The organism is Blastocatellia bacterium (assembly GCA_035275065.1).
In the GTDB taxonomy this organism is placed as follows: Bacteria; Acidobacteriota; Blastocatellia; order UBA7656; family UBA7656; genus DATENM01.
In genome coordinates, this window is sequence record DATENM010000017.1 from 1 (window position 1) to 16,251 (window position 16,251).

The 16,251-nt window shown below is 60.4% G+C and carries 13 protein-coding genes; 5 read left to right on the forward strand and 8 right to left on the reverse strand.

What is annotated here, in order from left to right; genetic code table 11:
* Positions 1-567: hypothetical protein (locus VJ464_02865; GenBank protein HKQ04047.1), on the reverse strand; the 567-nt coding region annotated here is incomplete at its 3' end.
* Between the two features lie 215 nt (positions 568-782).
* On the opposite strand from VJ464_02865, the gene VJ464_02870 reads away from it, so the two are divergent.
* The 3 genes from VJ464_02870 (at position 783) to VJ464_02880 (ending at position 6,638) form a co-directional block, all read left to right on the forward strand.
* Positions 783-3,452, forward strand: coding sequence for an ATP-binding protein (locus VJ464_02870; GenBank protein HKQ04048.1), 2,670 nt, complete (start codon positions 783-785; stop codon positions 3,450-3,452).
* Complete coding sequence (locus tag VJ464_02875; GenBank protein HKQ04049.1) at positions 3,449-4,831, forward strand: sigma-54 dependent transcriptional regulator; 1,383 nt, start codon at positions 3,449-3,451, stop codon at positions 4,829-4,831. The genes VJ464_02870 and VJ464_02875 overlap by 4 nt, the downstream gene beginning before the upstream one ends.
* Before the next feature lie 241 nt (positions 4,832-5,072).
* Positions 5,073-6,638: a trypsin-like peptidase domain-containing protein gene (locus VJ464_02880; protein HKQ04050.1), complete on the forward strand. Its 1,566-nt coding sequence runs from the start codon at positions 5,073-5,075 to the stop codon at positions 6,636-6,638.
* A gap of 109 nt (positions 6,639-6,747) precedes the next feature.
* Here the strand turns inward: VJ464_02880 and fabG are convergent, their stop codons facing one another.
* The 4 genes from fabG to VJ464_02900 form a co-directional block, all read right to left on the reverse strand.
* A complete protein-coding gene (gene fabG, locus VJ464_02885; GenBank protein HKQ04051.1) occupies positions 6,748-7,494 on the reverse strand; it encodes a 3-oxoacyl-[acyl-carrier-protein] reductase in 747 nt (248 codons plus the stop codon).
* Between the two features lie 10 nt (positions 7,495-7,504).
* A complete protein-coding gene (gene menC / locus VJ464_02890) occupies positions 7,505-8,623 on the reverse strand; it encodes an o-succinylbenzoate synthase (protein HKQ04052.1) in 1,119 nt (372 codons plus the stop codon).
* 8 nt (positions 8,624-8,631) lie between these two features.
* Entirely contained in the window at positions 8,632-9,396 is a 765-nt protein-coding gene (locus tag VJ464_02895; protein ID HKQ04053.1) for a hypothetical protein, read from the reverse strand.
* Positions 9,397-9,462: 66 nt separating this feature from the next.
* A complete protein-coding gene (locus VJ464_02900) occupies positions 9,463-9,636 on the reverse strand; it encodes a hypothetical protein (GenBank protein HKQ04054.1) in 174 nt (57 codons plus the stop codon).
* Positions 9,637-9,806: 170 nt separating this feature from the next.
* Between VJ464_02900 and VJ464_02905 the strand changes: the two genes are divergently transcribed.
* Complete coding sequence (locus VJ464_02905) at positions 9,807-10,670, forward strand: DUF72 domain-containing protein (protein HKQ04055.1); 864 nt, start codon at positions 9,807-9,809, stop codon at positions 10,668-10,670.
* Between the two features lie 34 nt (positions 10,671-10,704).
* On the opposite strand, the gene VJ464_02910 is transcribed toward VJ464_02905, so the two are convergent.
* The gene (locus VJ464_02910) at positions 10,705-11,802 is read right to left on the reverse strand and encodes a hypothetical protein (protein ID HKQ04056.1); all 1,098 of its coding nucleotides are present in this window, start codon (positions 11,800-11,802) and stop codon (positions 10,705-10,707) included.
* A 289-nt stretch (positions 11,803-12,091) separates the two neighbouring features.
* Between VJ464_02910 and VJ464_02915 the strand changes: the two genes are divergently transcribed.
* Complete coding sequence (locus tag VJ464_02915; GenBank protein HKQ04057.1) at positions 12,092-13,672, forward strand: trypsin-like peptidase domain-containing protein; 1,581 nt, start codon at positions 12,092-12,094, stop codon at positions 13,670-13,672.
* 35 nt (positions 13,673-13,707) lie between these two features.
* Here the strand turns inward: VJ464_02915 and VJ464_02920 are convergent, their stop codons facing one another.
* Both VJ464_02920 and VJ464_02925 read right to left on the reverse strand, forming a co-directional pair.
* On the reverse strand, positions 13,708-14,136 hold the full coding sequence (locus VJ464_02920; GenBank protein ID HKQ04058.1) for a hypothetical protein: 429 nt from the start codon (positions 14,134-14,136) through the stop codon (positions 13,708-13,710).
* Positions 14,137-14,507: 371 nt separating this feature from the next.
* Positions 14,508-16,235 carry a tetratricopeptide repeat protein gene (locus VJ464_02925; protein ID HKQ04059.1) on the reverse strand — a complete coding sequence of 576 codons (1,728 nt, stop codon included), beginning with the start codon at positions 16,233-16,235 and terminating at the stop codon, positions 14,508-14,510.
* Between the last annotated feature and the right edge of the window lie 16 nt (positions 16,236-16,251).

The window sequence follows — 16,251 nt, forward strand, 5'->3', positions numbered from 1 at the left end:
TATCTTCCTCGGCAGGCTGTCGTCGGTCCCGATCCAGACTTTCGTCTTACCTGCGGGCGTCTGGGGCGTGGGCGATTTGGGCGTGTATTCGTAAACCATCATCGGAACGCCGTCCAGCGTGTCCGGCCCAACTAACGCCACGTTGTAGTTCTTCTCCAATTCGTCGATCAGCTTCGGGTCCCTGAATTTGGCGGCCATCTCGTTGGCGTTGATAGGGGCTTTCTGCCACTGCCCGCCGGCCTGTCGGGTATACGTGTCCGCGCCGACCGCGATCATCTCGCTTACGGGGTTGGTCATGCGCAGGCGGTCGGGCGCGACGTATTCGACGACGGTCTCGCCCGGCATGTTCGGATTGGAAGAACTGATGCGCGCCCTGAATGATTTCGTCGAGAGCTGCGCCCGCATCGATTTTGCGAGCGACTCAAGGGGCGAGCCGCCGGGCGTGCCGGGCGGGTTAAGCGCGCCGGTCGAGCCGGTATTCTCATTATTCGTGCAACCGGCAAGCGCCGAGATCAATATTGCCAGGGCAAAATATGCGACGGTCCTTGCGATCAGAAATCGTTTCATCAATCCCTCTTTTCAGTTCTTATTTTGTTCGAGGTATAAATTTATCAGAGAATCGTTCAAATTGACACGGCCAGTGAAGACAAAGCGCCTCGGTTTACCTCTTATTTCTGTTGACACTTAAGTCAAAATGACTTAAATTCTCGCCACACGGTTGCAAAGCAAATTCAGCCCCCGAAGTTAGACAGATTGCCCCGCTCCCCCTTGCAGGCACTTCTATGTCTGACCCGAACGGGTTTTCTGACCTCATACTTGTACTGGGAGATGAGGCGAAATCGGCGAGCGCCCTGGAGCGGCTGCTAAAGGTCGCGGGGTATAACGCTATCGCCATCAACTCTTTCGACCTCGCACGCGCACACCTCGCGGCAAGGGCGGCCTCGCTGATCGTCGTCGACCTCTCCGCCTCACGCCTGACCGGGCCGCTTATTGAAACCGGGGACGACGATTCGGGCACGAGCCTGGGCCGCTTAAAGTGGGCCGCCGAGGCCATGAGTTTTTGCAACGATGTCCGCGCGGTGAAAGCGACCGCAGAACTCCCCATCCTCATACTCTCTAAAAGCCAGCGCGCCCAGGACAAGGTCGCGTGCCTCAACAACGGCGCGAGCGCCTACATAGTTAAGCCCTACCAGAGGGGCGAGCTCCTCTCTTCGGTAAGGCTGCACCTGCGCGCGTGGCGGAACGAGCGCGAGCGCACGGAGCGGTTCGAGCAACTCAACGTCTTGCACGCCGTCTCGTCGGTCCTCAGCAGCTCGCTTGAGCCCGACGTCTTAGTCCAGGCGACGCTCTCGGTGCTAGTCAAAAACCTCAGCGTAGACGCGGGCGTCGGCTATCTGCGCTCGGCCGGTAACCAGGCCGTGGCCGTAGTCGCCTCGGAGGGGTTCAGCGCGACCGAGGAGTGCGTGAGCAGCCTGCTCGATCTCTATTCGCGCACCGCGCCGCTGATGGACGACAAACACCTGCTGCTTGAGCCGCTGCCGCCGTCCGCGCGCAGAGGGCTGGCGGGAGAGATCCTGAATGACGTCCGCAGCATGGTCTGCGCGCCCGTCGGGCTGAAGGGCAAGACGATTGGCGCGATCTGCCTGTTCACTCGCAATCAAAACTCGCTGCCGCGCCAGCAGGCCGAACTGCTGGCAACGATCTGCAACCAGTTGAGCGTCGCGCTCGAAAACGCGAGGCTCTACGTCGAGACGAAAAAGAGCGCGGCCCAGTTGTCGTTCGTCTACAACCTGGGTAACAACCTGATGACCTCGCTTGAGATGGACGAGCTCCTCGGCTACGCGGTCTTCACCGTGGGTAAGAGCCTTGAGTGCGACGTGTGCGCCGTCGTGGTGCGTGCGAACTCGGAAGACGAGGAGCCAGTCTCGGCCATCTACTCGCGGCTTCACGGCGAGGACCACGGGTCCGACGACTGGTACAACGCCGAGAGGGTGAGGGCGTACCTCGACCGGGCCGACTTCGCCATCCAGTCGGCGATCGAGACGCGCGTGGCGGAGCGATTCCTGACGAACCCGCGCATCTCGATAGAGACGGTCGTGCCGCTGATGTTCGACGACCGGCTGATGGGGCTGCTCATCTGCGCAAGCCGCAAACCTCGCTCGATCAACTCCGACGACCAGAAGCTGCTGGGCGCGGTCGCTCAACAACTGAGCCTCGCCATACGCAATACGGAGCTTTATCAGCGCACGAAAGACACTTCGATCAACCTGGCCGTCGAAGTGTCGCGCCGCACCCGCGAGATCGAGGAGCAGAAGCGGTTCACGGAAAAGATAATTGACTCGCTGCCCGTCTCGCTCTACGTCGTAGACCGCGACATGCGCATAGTCGCCTGGAACCGCAACCGCGAGGTCGGCGGGCAGGGCATGAGCCGCGACGCGGTGCTGGGCCGGAACGTCTTTCACGTGCTGGCCCGCCAGCCGCGCCGCATACTCGAAGACGAGTTCACAGAGGTCTTTCGGTCAGGCGACATGGTGCGGGTCGAGCAAGAGTCCTGGATCGATAATCAGAAGAAGACCTGGAAGATCAGCAAGATTCCGATGCGCGTCGATAACTGCGAGGTGACTCACGTCATCACGGTCGGGGAGGACGTGACGGACCAGAAGAAGATGAACGAGGCGGTCATCCACGCCGAAAAACTCGCCTCGATCGGGCGACTGGCGGCCGGGGTCGTCCACGAGTTGAATAACCCGCTCGCGACCATAGCGGCCTGCGCCGAGGCGCTGAACGTCCGCGTCGAAGAGATCGAGAGCCAGGGGTTGAGCCAGGACTTCGGCGAGTACCTTCAGATCATAAGGGACGAGGCCTTCCGCTGTAAGACGATCACAAACAGCCTGCTGGAATTCTCGCACCAGCGCCAGGCCGAAAAGCATTCGAGCGACATAAACCAGATCATAGAGCGGACCTTGCACCTGGTTAAGCACCACCCGAAGATCGGCAACATGCATGTCGTCAAGGAGCTGGACGCCAGGCTCCCGCTCGTCTACGTAAACGAGGGGCAGATGAAGCAGGTGTTCATCGCACTGATCTCAAACGCCTACGACGCCATGGAGCACGGCGGGCGCATCACGATCCGCACGCGCTGGCAGGACTGCGAGAACGAGCGGGCCGTAGCCGTCGAATTCGAGGACTCGGGCTGCGGCATCCCGGCCTCGCACCTGCAAAAGATTTTCGACCCGTTCTTTACCACCAAGCCGCTCGGCCGGGGCACGGGGCTGGGGCTTTCGGTCTGCTACGGCATAGTCTCGGAGCACGGCGGGAAGATGGAGGTCGATTCGACCGAAGGCGTCGGCTCCACGTTCAGAGTTTTGCTGCCCGTCTCGCCCGAGGTTCAATCAGAACAAGCTCCTAAAGTAGTTACAGACCCCATACTAGAAATGGAGAGTACATTGTGAGTTCAAACGCTAGCATCAAACTTTTGATCGCAGAGGACGAAAAGAACCTGGGGATCGTCCTCCAGAAGGAGCTTCAACGGCTCGGCCATCAAGTGACGCTCGTCCACGACGGCGAGGCGGCCTTGAGGGCGGCGCGCGAGTCCGAGTTCGACGTCGCGCTGCTCGACATAATGATGCCCGTCATAGGGGGCATCGAGGTGCTGCGCGAGCTGCGCCAGCAGGAGCAGCCGCCCGAAGTGCTGATGATGACCGGCCACGCGACCGTCGAAACGGCGCTGCAAGCCATGAAGCTCGGCGCTTACGACTACCTCACCAAGCCCTGCCATATCCGCGAGCTTGAGGCCATCATCAACAAGGCCTACGAGAAGCGCCAGTTGCGCCAGGAGAACCTGATCCTGCAATCGCGGCTCACCTACAAAGAGAAAGCGCCCGACATTGTCGTCAAGAGCCAGCGGATGATCGAGATCATGTCGGTGGTACGCAAGGTCGCCGCGTCCAACGCTTTCGTCCTGGTCACCGGCGAATCGGGCACCGGCAAAGAGATCGTCGCCAACACCGTGCATAACTTCTCGCCGCGCCGCAATGGCCCGTTCATCGATATTAGCTGCGCCGCGATTCAAGAGACATTGCTGGAATCCGAGCTTTTCGGCTACGAGTCGGGGGCCTTCACCGGCGCGCGGCAACGCAAGCTCGGCTTGTTAGAGCTGGCGCACGGCGGCACCCTCTTCCTTGATGAGATCGGCGAGATGAACCTCACCCTGCAAGCGAAGTTACTGCGGGTGCTTGAGACTCAGACCTTCTTCCGCGTCGGCGGCACCAAGAAGGTGAGCGTTGACGTGCGCTTCATCGCCGCGACGAATCGCAATCTCGATGAGTATGTCGCTGAAGGCAAGTTCCGCGGCGACCTGCTCTTCCGCATCAACAATTTCATGATCCACCTGCCGCCGCTGCGCGAGCGTCCGGAGGACATCTCTTCACTGGCCGAGCATTTCCTGGCGCGCACCACGGGCGGGCGCGGCGTCAGCATCATGGACGACGCGATGGAGCTGCTGAACAATTATCACTGGCCGGGCAACGTCCGCGAGCTGCGCAATGTCATCGAGCGCGCCGTGATCCTTTCGGGCAGCGACATCATCACGCCGGACGACTTGCCCTTGGAATTGCGCGCCCATCGCCCGATGTTACTAGAGAGCGAAGACCTCGGACTCGGCGCCGGCGGCAGCCTCGACGAGCTGCGCCGCAAGCAGATTCTCACGGTGCTGGAACAGACAGGCTGGCACCAGGGGCGCGCCTCCGAGATACTCGGCATCTCGCCCAGCACGCTTTACCGGCAGTTGAAGTCTTACGGGCTGACGCGCTCGCGCCGCCTCACCACTTGAGACGGAGGGACGCGGGAAGCGTGACGCGGGGACACGGAGACGCGGCGACGCGGTGAGGGAAAAAAGACAGAGGCTAATAGCTGGTCTTCCCTTCTCCGCGTCGCCGCGTCTCCGTGTCCCCGCGTCGGTTTTCTCCCTCGCCGCCTCCCCTCGTCGGCTTTCCCTTCCCACCCTGTTGCGCACCGCCTCTCCGATTCGCTAATCTTTTACCCAGACAGATCATGATGTGGAAGGATGAATCATGGATGAAGTGAATCGCAGCGCCGCTTTTAGCAGACCGACTGCTCCCTTGAACGCCCCGCCCGTTCGTCAGCCGAGAAGCAAGAAGCTAACTATTGTTGGGCTGACTCTGGGCATCGGATTACTCGTCGTCGTTGTGGGCATCCTGCAAGCCAGAGGGCACCGCGGCGCAGGGAAGCCGCCGGAGCTGCCGCCTTCGCTGGCCGCCGTTTCAAACAACGCGCCTTCGCCCACGGAGCTGTCGCGTTCGTTCCGCGAAGTCATCCGCACCGTCAAAGATGCCGTCGTCTTCATCAACGTGGTCGAGACCGTCAGTCAAGCGGATGCCCCGGAGAATTTCTTCGGGCTGCCGATGCCTAAGGGTCAACAGCAGCGCGAAGGCGCTGGCTCAGGCTTCATCGCCACCGAGGACGGTTACATCCTGACGAATAATCATGTCATTCGCAACGCTTCAAAGATCGAAGTGACGCTGGCCGATGGGCGGCGGTTCAAAGCCGATGTCGTCGGCAAAGACGCGGCGACAGACATTGCCGTCATCCACATCAACACCAGCGGCTTGCCGGTCGCGCGTCTGGGCAACAGCGACGAGGTTCAGCAAGGCGACTGGGTGTTGGCCCTCGGCAGCCCCTTCGGCTTGCAACAGACGATCACCGCCGGCATTGTCAGCGCCACCGGGCGCGAGCTCGGCGCTTCGCAATATAACAAGTACATTCAAACCGACGCGCCGATCAATCCCGGTAATTCGGGCGGCCCGCTGGTCAACATGCAGGGCGAAGTCATCGGCGTCAACACGTTGATCTTTACCGGTGGACAGTCATTCTTCGGCCAGGGCGGCAACATCGGCATCGGCTTCGCTATCGGCGCAAACGCCGTTCGCGATGTCTTCGGCAAGCTGGTCACTTCGGGCAAGGTGAGCCGGGGTTATCTCGGCGTGCAAGTCGTGCCGCTTGACGAAGCGCGCGCCCATGCCGCGGGGCTTGAGCCGGGCAGCGCCGTTTTCGTCAGCGGCGTGCCTGACCCGAACAGTCCCGCGGGCAAGGCCGGCATTCGCGCCGGTGACGTCATCACTGCCTTTAATGGCCAGAAGGTGAAAGCGCCGCGCGAGTTGACCGACCTGGTGGCGGCGACGCCCGTCGGCACGAAGGCGCGCGTCGAGTATCTACGCGATGGTCAAGCGCAGAGCGCGGCCGTCGAGCTGGTCGAGCGGCCTGATGATCTGACGGCTCGGCAGTCGAACCCCGATAACGACAATAATGACGACGATCAACCGCAAGGCGAGCAGCCGAAGGGCCGCCTCGGCGTATTCGCGCAAACCGTGACGCCGGATATCGCTAGCCGTTTAAATCTCAAAACGCAGTCGGGCGCGATTGTGATGCAGGTCGCGCCGGGCAGCGCCGCCGAACGCGCAGGCATCCTTCACGGCGATGTCATTCACAAGGTGGATCGCACGGAGATCACCAGCGTTGAAGAGCTTTCCAAGGCGGTGTCGGAACTCAAGCCAGGGCAGTATCAGATCGAGGTTGAGCGCAAAGGCAAGATGGTCTACCCCTTGGTCACTATCGAATGAGGGATAGCCACAAAAGCGCCAGGACACTAAGAATCTCCATTCGCTTTCTGTTTCTTAGTGTCCTGGCGCTTTTGTGGCATCGCTTACCAAATCCGCAAACGACTCCAGATCAAATCGCCAGCCCGCCGTCTGCCTGGATCACCTGGCCAGTGATGTAGCGCGCATCTTCCGAAAGCAGGAACGCCGCCACCCGCGCCACTTCGCCAGCCGAGCCATACCGGCCAAGCGGTATCTGTTCGAGCATCTTCTGTTTGTACTCTTCGGCCAAGCCCACTGTCATATCGGTTTCGATCAGGCCGAGCGCCAGCGCATTCACCGTGACGCTGCGCCGTGCAACCTCTTTGGCCAGCGCTTTGGTAAAGCCGATCAAGCCCGCCTTAGATGCCGAATAGTTCGTCTGCCCGGCCATGCCGACGACGCCGCTGATTGAAGAGATGTTCAAGATCGCGCCACGCCGTTGGCGCACCATAATGGCGACCGCCGGCTTCGTCACGTTGAACACACCCTTAAGGTTGGTATCGATCACCGCATCCCAGTCTTCGGCGCTCATCATCATAATCAGCTTGTCGCGAGTGATGCCGGCGTTATTGATCAGATAATCTACCGAGCCGAACTCGGCTTTGACCGCTTTAACCATCTCTTCCGCGGCCTTCGCATCGGTGACATCAGCCTGAAACGCGCGCGCCCGCCCGCCTGCCGCTTCGACCGCGGCCACCACTTGATCGGCCATCTCCTGATTGCGCGAGTAGCTGAAGGCGACCGCCGCGCCGCGCCGCGCCAGCTCCTCAACGATGGCGCGCCCAATGCCGCGCGAGCCGCCCGTGACAATTGCCGCCCTGCCCTCAAACTCTGACATGGTCTCTCCTCTACAGCTTGATCTCTTGCCGCCGCGCGACGAGCGATTCGAGGCGGGCTTCGTTAACCGCAAAGCCGATGCCCGGCCCCTCTGGCGGCGTGATCGTGCCGCGGGCCGAGACGGTCACGGGCGGCTCGATGATGTCTTCTTCCCAGTAACGCGCCGACGCCGAAACGTCGCCCGGCAGCGTGAAGCCTGCGAGCGTAGACATCGCGATGTTGTGGGCGCGCCCGACTCCCGATTCCAGCATGCCGCCGCACCAGGTAGGAATGGCGCGATTGTGACAGTAATCCTGTATGCGCCGCGCTTCACTGTGGCCGCCGACGCGACCGAGCTTGATATTGATGATCCGACACGAGCCCAGCTCAATCGCATGGCGCGCATCCATCAACATGGTGATCGATTCATCCAGGCAGATCGGCGTCTTAAGCTCGCGCTGAAGCCGGGCGTGGTCTACCAGATCGCCCGGCGTCAAGGGCTGCTCGATCATCATCAGGTTGTATTCGTCCAGGCGCTTGAGCAGGTCAATGTCGGCCAGCGTGTAAGCCGAGTTGGCGTCAACCGAAAGCCTGATCTGCGGGTAGCGTTCGCGGATGGCGGCGACCAGCTCGACGTCGCGGCCCGGCTTGATCTTGATCTTGATGCGCTGATAACCGGCGGCCAGCTCGCGCTCGACTTTTTCGAGCAGCGCCGCGTTCGACTCCTGCAAGCCGATAGATACGCCGCTGGCAATTTCGCTCTGCGTGCCGCCGAGAAAGCGCCAGAGCGGTTGCCCCGCGAGGCGCGCTTCGAGGTCCCAGACGGCGGTTTCGACGCCGCCTTTCGCCATGCGATTGCCGCGAATGCGGGCGAGCGCTTCATTGACTTCGGCGGCGCTTTCGACGCGCGCCGATGCCAGTATCGGCGCGATATATTGCGAGATAATCAGCCACGCCGTATCTATCGTCTCGTGGTTGAAGAAAGGGTCTTCGGGCGCCGTGCATTCGCCGTAACCGAAGGCCCCCGATTGATCAAAGACCCGCACGATCATAATGCGCCGCCGCGTCGTGCGCCCGAAGCTCGTTTCAAACGGGTACTTCAATGGCAGCTCGATCTCGCGCAGCTCGATTCGTTCGAGGTTCAATTTCATCGTCTTTCTCATCCAAAAGTAAACTGGCTTTCGTCCTTGCCAAAGAGGTAACGGCTCGTGGCGCTCGATGGGTCGCGCTCAAAGCCGCGGGCAATCAGCCCGCGGCTCAGCTCGCGCAAAAAGTCTGCGCGCACCCGCAAACGCCATCGCTTATGATCTTCAACCGACCGGTCGCGCACCGACTGAATATCTTCCGGAATGATGACCGATTCGGCGTCTGCTACCTGTGGCCTGGTTCCGGCGAGCGCCGCTTCGACGTGCGGCGAGCCCACCCACCATTCCGCGAAAACGCGATCCGATGGCACGTCGGCGCCAAAGACCGCCGATAGTCCTTCGCCATAATAATTCTCTTCGTAGCGGCGAATGATCGCGCCGAGCTTGTTGATATTGAGGTGGGCGTTGCGTGATTGCAGAGGGTCGAAGGTCCAGATGATCAGCGGGATGCCGGATTCGATGGCGAACTCGCGCTGCTTGAGCTTCATGCGGTAGCCGATGTCTTTATGGCGCAGCCCTTCGACGACCGCCGCGAGGTGCGAGTGATAAATCGTATGGCGGCCCATCAATGCGAGCATCGTGTGGACGAAGCCGACGAGCCTGCCCGTATGATCAAACGCCCCGACCGTCGGCGCTTTGCACGCCTTCGAGATCATGTAGAGACGGATCGGCATGATGCCGATATCGTCGTCGCGCCACACGGCACGTTCAAGCTCAATGCACTGGCGAAAATCTTCGACCGATACGCACTCGCGAATCGTTACATCCGCATCAGACATAGCCGTTGAGTATACGGGGCAACGGCGCGCTCATTCAAGCGTTGCGCTGAGGGTCGGAACCAGGCGCTAGCGTCGGCTCAGCCAGCGGATCAACCCTGCGCCGACGCCCGCGGCGATTAGCATCCCCGCGACATTTGCCGCGCCGCCCGCCTGCCGCCGTTGCGGCACGATGCCTCGTGCGCGTCTCGTCAGCCGCGTGCCCAAGCCCGTGAGAGCCAGTCCGATCAAGTATCGCTTCATCGCTTCCCTCCTCGAATGAATTCAGCGGCTCGGTTCGCCGGATTGAATCCGTACGGCCGAACCAATCCTCTTAACTCAATGGCAAACCGGGTGCCATCAAGCGGCCTTCTTACAGGTCAGGCTCATCGGGCGGCTGGCATTCATCCTCCAACCTTTTTTAAAATGAAGACATGGCAGCAAAGATCAGAGTCGGGCCGGCAGGCTGGTCTTACGATGACTGGCGCGGCATTGTCTATCCTGAAGGCGCGGGAGCGAAGTTCGATCAACTGGCGTACATCGCCAGCTTCTTCGACACCATCGAGATCAACAGCAGCTTCTACCGCCCGCCGACTGCGGTGATGGGAAGATCATGGGTGCGGCGCACCGCACACAACGCGGATTTCAAATTCACCGCCAAGCTTTACAAAGTGTTCACGCACGAGCGCGGCAAAGCGACCGAACGTGACGAGCGCGCTTTCCGCGCCGGCATCGAGCCGATGGCCGGCAGCGGCAAGCTCGGCGGCTTGCTGATGCAATTCCCCTGGTCATTCAAGAATAACGATGCCGATAGCCAGTACCTCTTCGGCTTGATTGACCGGTTCAAAGATTATCCGCTGATCCTTGAAGTGCGGCACGGCTCGTGGAACACGCCCGAAATATACGAGGCCCTCGAAGAGCGGCAGGTTGGCTTTTGCAACATCGATCAACCGCTGTTCGGGCGCTCAATTAAGCCATCGGCGCAGACCACCTCGCGCATTGGCTATGTCCGCCTCCACGGCCGCAACTACGAAAACTGGTTTGCCGAGAACAAGAGCCCCGCGGATCGCTACGACTACCTTTACTCCGCCGAAGAGATGGCGCCGTGGATTGACAACATCAAGAACGTGGCGCGCCACGCGCGGGAGACCTACGTCATCACCAACAATCATTTTCGCGGCAAAGGCATAGTCAACGCGCTGGAGATCAAATCGGCGCTCGAAGGCGCGAAAGTCCCCGGCCCGGCCTCGCTTGCCACAGAGTACCCGCGCCTCAAAGACGCAGTGATCCCTAGCTAATATTGCGGGTTCGCGGTTGCCGGCGGGGCGAGTATCATTTCTTTTTTTCAGGCGGCGGCGTCAGATCGATCACATAAATCTCCGGCTCTCGGTCGCGGTTCGAGCCGAACATGATCTCGTGGTCGGAGATGAATACCGGCGAGTGGGCATTGCCGGGCTTGAAGGTCACCTGTTGAACGAGCCCCGCGGTCGAGTCGTAGACGAATAGCTGGTTGCCATCGTCGGTCGGGCCGATGAAGGCGATCATCTTGCCATCGGGTGACAGTGCGGGGCTGCGCTTGGGCTGGTCGGGATCAGGCAGGTCAGTGACCTTGCCGCTCTTCAAATCAAGCAGGAAGATTTCGTCCTGCTGCTCGGCCTCTTCCTGCCCCCACAAGACCAGCGTGCCGCCTGAAGGGCTGAAGAGGTAACGGTGGATGCGCGCGAAGCGCGTTTCGGTCAGGTCGCGCAGCGGCTTGCCTTTGAGATCGTATTGCCAGAGCGAATGCCTGCCGCTCGCCTCGCTGACTTTGACGAGCATCACCGACTTGCCATCTTCGCCGATGCCCGGATGCGTGCTCGGCGTTTCCTCTTCGGTGAACCATTCGCCTTTGCCGCCCGCCGCCGCAATCCGCGCGACATGGAGGATGCCAAAGGCGGCATCGGGCAAAGGGCTTTCGTCGGTCGTGTAATAAATCTGCTTGCCATCGGGTGTAAAGACCGGCTCTTTATCGCTGAAATTATTCTTCGTCATCTGGCGCAATTTGCCGGTCTTCATGTCGAGCAGATAGATTTCGGCAAAGCTGCCCGATTCGCCGAAGCCGGCGAGCGCCACGGTCTGACCGTCGGGCGACCAGGCCGGATCAGCCGCGCCCCATTGAAAATTCGTCAACGCCGGGCGAATCGAGCGATCCGTAACATTCATTACGTAGAGGTTGGGCGGTTGATTCGGCTTTTGCGCCAGCAGCAGCAGCGACTTGCGGTCGGGAGAGATCGGGCCGAGCGCATACAATCCCATGCCTTGCGTGACGCGGGCGATCTTTAACGTCTCGGCAGGCTTCTTCTTGTCCTCCTTCTTCTCGCCCTTCTTTTGCGCGACCGCCGGCAGTCCCGAAAGCAGCAAGCCGAGGGCGAAGGCGAGGAGTGAACGCATGCCAAGCCGCCTAAAAAGCGTCATCCTCGGCGGCGGTTGAGCGCCCGCATTCATCGGGGCACAAATTAAATAGCGATCATGGCAAGATTTCGCTTCCATCCCATCTCCCGTTTTGTCATTGTATTTGGCCAGCCGGAACCAGCATCCTACCACGCGCTCAAGGATGCCGACAAAGCCGCAAGCAACCTGTCGCGGCGATTGATAAACTAAAGCGGAGGTTTCGGCTGACGGTTTTTGGCGGGAATGTTATTATTCACTCGGAGAGGCGAAAAAGCGCATGAGTCGGCTGATGTTCGTGTACCTTTCGGGCAGTGAGAAAGGCAAAACCAGAATCTTTACTCAGGATCGCGTCACCGTCGGCACCTCGGATGCTTCGGACTTGAAGCTGGTGCCGGAAGAAGGCGGAGCCCTGCCTTCGGGCGTGCTCGCCGACATCTATAACGACAACAACATCTTTCATCTGGTTCCGCAGCCCGAGCTGAACGGCACAGAGATCACTGTGAACGGCGAGCCGCTCACGGATGATGCCGGAGCCGCGGGTCATGTCCTGCACGACGGCGACACCCTACACTTCGGGCATGGAATGTCGAGCGCCAGCGTCCTTTTTCAGGTGATGCCGGAGAACTTTTCGGCGACCACGCTCTCCCGCCGGCGGCCTGTCGAAGTCGAGCCGGTCGCCGCTCAGCCCGTTCATCCGCTAACCGCCACGCTTTTCGTCAAAGAGCTGACCGCCAGCCTGTGGGCCGAGATTCCGCGCCGCGCCAAATGGCTGGCCGTCAGCCTGGTCACTTTTTTGATCATCGTCGCGCTCGGCACACTGGGGTTTGTGCTGGTGACGATGGTTCGGCTCAACCACCGCACCGAACAACTGCGCGATCAGGTCGGCAGCGAAAAAGAGGCGCGCAACCGCGCCCAGGACGTCATCAATAAACAGCAGGAAGAGATCAACCGGCTGCGCCAGGCCAACGAAGACATTCAGCAGTCAACGCAGCGCATCGCCGAGCAGTTCAGCCCCGGCGTCTGCTTGATCGTCGGCAGCTTCAGCTTCGTCGAGCGCGGCACAGGGCGACCGCTCCGCTATGAGAGCGCCGAGAGCTTCTCGGACCAGCCGATAGATAAGACCGGCCACCTGCTGCTCTCCGTAGACGGCGCCGGCGGCATTTATCATGTCGATTACACAGGCACCGGCTTCGTCGTCGAAGACGGGCTGGTGGCTACTAATAAACACGTCGTCCAGCCCTGGGCCAACGACCCGGTCATGCAAATTCTCCAGGCTCAGGGCCAGGGGTATACGGCGCGCCTCGACTCGCTGGCCGCTTTCTTCCCGGCCATCAAAGAGCCGTTCGATTTGAAAGTCGCCAGCACCTCCGTGCGCTACGACGTCGCGCTCTGCAAGTTTGAGCAAGGCAACGCCGCTCTGCGCGTGCTGCCGATGACCGACGAGGACAGCCACACGATTGTCGGCGAGCCGGTCGTGCTGCTCGGCTTCCCGACGGGCGTTGACGGGTTGCTGCAACGGATTGACGAAAACGAGAAGACAGAGATTTTAAGACTGCATAGACGTTCGGTGACCGACGTTGCGCAGGGGCTAGCCGAGCGCGGCTTCATCCGCCCGCTGACGACGACCGGAACGATCAGCGACGCGCTGCCGGGCAAGATCGTTCACAGCGCACAGACCACCGAAGGCGGCTCTGGCAGCCCGATCTTTGACCGCCAGGGCCGCGTCATCGCCATCAACTCGGCGATCCTGACGACGATTGACGGCGGCCAGAGCTTCGGCGGCTCGAACTTCGGCGTCCCTGTAAAGATCGCCCTTGAGATGCTGCAAACCTACGACCGCACCAATCCCAAAGCGGCCGCCGAGCATTAATCACGCGCCAGCTATCGCCCGGGCCGATGCCTGCGTCATGCGCAGAGGTTCCGCGAGTCAAGCTCGACGCCGCTGAAATGCAACAGCTCGTCCTCTTTGCTGGGCGGCGGCACGACTTCAAATACCAGGTTATCGAACTTGTCGTGGCCGCGGTAGAAACATGCCTTGTAGCCGCGCAGGTTGGTGAACTCAATCATCTGCACGCCCCACTTGCCGTAGGCGGCGTTCTCAGGGACCTCCACAGTCACTTCAAACGTCTTGCGCTCGTAGGCCTCGTCGGACGGCACGATCAATTCGCCCGAAGCGAGCTTGGCCTTGCTGGAATTCCCCATGCTGAACTGGAAGCACTGAATGGAAATCTTGTGAATGCCATTCGGATCATAAGCGTTGACGCGCAATACCAGCTTATCACCGGCGATGACGCGTCCTCCCGTCGGGTTATTTTCCATCAGACTGACAGACATATTTACACCTCTCCTATGAATCCAGAATTAACGTGAGGAAGTTAATTGTTAATTGATTGGGCAGGTACGGGCTGATTGTTTTTCAGCTCTGTTACGGCGACGATAATAACCGCCCGCAACTGATGAGTCAAGAGTTGATAGAGCATTTGTCGGTTGGCAGTAGGTAGTAGGCAGGAAGCAGGAAGCAGGAAGCAGACGGTTCACAGTCCCGTAGGGACGCGATGTTTATAGCAACCAGTGTGGAAAAGAATCCAAGCTTCGTAGGAGCGCGATGTTGACATCGCGCTCCTACGAAGCTTCGTCTTTATTCAACGTCTCGACTATAAACATCACGCTCCTAATGGAGCTTAGAGCTCGCCTGCCTACTGTCTTTAATTTTTTTGTCCGTAGGGGCGCTGTTTCCCTTCCCTGGCTTCCTTGAGGGCGCCGTTGGCGATGTCGCCCATCTCTATCGCCTTGTCGTATTCGGCGAGCGCGTCATTGCGGAATTCCTGAAAGTCGTAGATGCGGCCAAGCAGGACATGGCTCCATTGAATGAGCCACTTTTCGGATTCGGGCGAGGCCGCGTCAATGGCCCGATGGTAAAGCTTGATCGCCTGCTCGAAGCGGTCATGCTGTGCCTGGATTTTATCGTTTTCGTCGGCCTTGGGATCAAGCTCGACCGCCGAAGGCGTCGAGCTAACGACCTGCGCCAGCCCGTAAAGGGCGCGGGCGTTATTCGGGTCCGAGGCCAACACCGATTCAAGAATGCCGCGCGCTTCGGCGAACTTCTTCTGACGAATCAGGTCATCCGAGGCGAGCATCTTTTTCGCCACCGGCACGCCCGCTGGCTCGGCTGCCGGCTCACTCTTGCGGGCATTGCGAGCCGCTGCCACGCGCGCAACCACGGACTCGAATTCTTTGGCGCGTGTCGCCTCGCGCTCGAACTTCACGGTGGCGATCATCTGATCGATAAAGGTTTCAAGACTCAGCCCTACGGATTCGAGGTCGCGCAGCGCGCTGTAAAAGTGGAACGTCAGCACGGCGCCGCGCAGGTAGGCCTGGGCCAGATCAAACGTCGCGTCATCCTCCGTATACGGCGGGCCACCGGCCATCGCCCGCAGCCGCTTCAGCCGCGCCTCTGCCGCCTGGGCCAGCGATTCTCGCAGCACCAGGTAGACGCTCGAACTATACTGCCGCGCCGCTGTCGGCACCGCCGCCACCAGCTTGCCGATCTGCTCTTTATAATCAAGCGCGAACTTCAAGTGGCGCTCAACCAGCGGGTCGGTGACAAAACGGATCATCGCCTGGCGCACGCCGTCGATGTTGTAAAGCCGGGACGGGCCGACGATGACGATATAATCGTCGCCGACGCGCCGCGCCAGCAGGTCGTCTTTCTGGTTCAGGATGTCGCCGCGCACCACAGAGGTATTCATCGCCAGCAGCGGGTCGGTGACGACGAAGACCTGACGCGAACGATTACGCGCCACGACCGTCGGGGTCTGCTTCTTGCGCCGCGTGTCGGTGTCGGTCGGCGTAATGACGAGCGGGCGCATATTGATGATCGTTTCGGGGCTGGCATGAAAGTATTCGAGCGTTTGATAGATCAGCTCGCCAACAGGTTGGCGGTAAGCAGTCGCATAGGCATCGGCGACCTGCATATACTTCGCGAGAAAATTTTTAATACCGCTCGTCAGGTAAAACTCGCGCACCAGCTTCTGAATCGTCGGCTCGGTTTCTCGCTCTCCGACGCTCAAGAGCGATTGCAGCTCTTCAGGCAGAATGACGCCTTGCGGCGTGTGGACGTTGAATGCCGGCGGCGCCGTCATCAGCAGACTCAAGGCGGCGTAGCGCGTCGCATCGGTCATCTCGTCAACCCCTGGGCGGCGGTGGGCTTTGTAAAAAGCCGAGAGCCGCGCCCGCAACTGCGGATCGATATTCACAAGGTCTTTGCGAAGCTCGGCGCGCAAAGGCGATAGCGGCAGCCCGCCGGTCTCGGCATCGAATCCGGCGACGTTGATGGCCGCCATCACAATGAGCGTGCGCGGGTCGGATTCGACACGGACGTTGACATCGGCAGGCAGAATGAAACCCGCCGACTGAGACCGGTTCGATGACACCCCGCCCGGCTTGTCC

What these genes read in the sequence shown, in the direction of transcription:
- fabG (HKQ04051.1), bottom strand. Translation starts at nt 7,494, where the DNA reads ATGTCAGAGTTTGAGGGCAGGGCGGCAATTGTCACGGGCGGCTCGCGC.
- VJ464_02880 (HKQ04050.1), top strand. Translation starts at nt 5,073, where the DNA reads ATGGATGAAGTGAATCGCAGCGCCGCTTTTAGCAGACCGACTGCTCCC.
- VJ464_02920 (HKQ04058.1), bottom strand. Translation starts at nt 14,136, where the DNA reads ATGTCTGTCAGTCTGATGGAAAATAACCCGACGGGAGGACGCGTCATC.
- VJ464_02915 (HKQ04057.1), top strand. Translation starts at nt 12,092, where the DNA reads ATGTTCGTGTACCTTTCGGGCAGTGAGAAAGGCAAAACCAGAATCTTT.
- VJ464_02870 (HKQ04048.1), top strand. Translation starts at nt 783, where the DNA reads ATGTCTGACCCGAACGGGTTTTCTGACCTCATACTTGTACTGGGAGAT.
- VJ464_02900 (HKQ04054.1), bottom strand. Translation starts at nt 9,636, where the DNA reads ATGAAGCGATACTTGATCGGACTGGCTCTCACGGGCTTGGGCACGCGG.
- VJ464_02905 (HKQ04055.1), top strand. Translation starts at nt 9,807, where the DNA reads ATGGCAGCAAAGATCAGAGTCGGGCCGGCAGGCTGGTCTTACGATGAC.
- VJ464_02910 (HKQ04056.1), bottom strand. Translation starts at nt 11,802, where the DNA reads ATGCGTTCACTCCTCGCCTTCGCCCTCGGCTTGCTGCTTTCGGGACTG.
- VJ464_02895 (HKQ04053.1), bottom strand. Translation starts at nt 9,396, where the DNA reads ATGTCTGATGCGGATGTAACGATTCGCGAGTGCGTATCGGTCGAAGAT.
- menC (HKQ04052.1), bottom strand. Translation starts at nt 8,623, where the DNA reads ATGAAATTGAACCTCGAACGAATCGAGCTGCGCGAGATCGAGCTGCCA.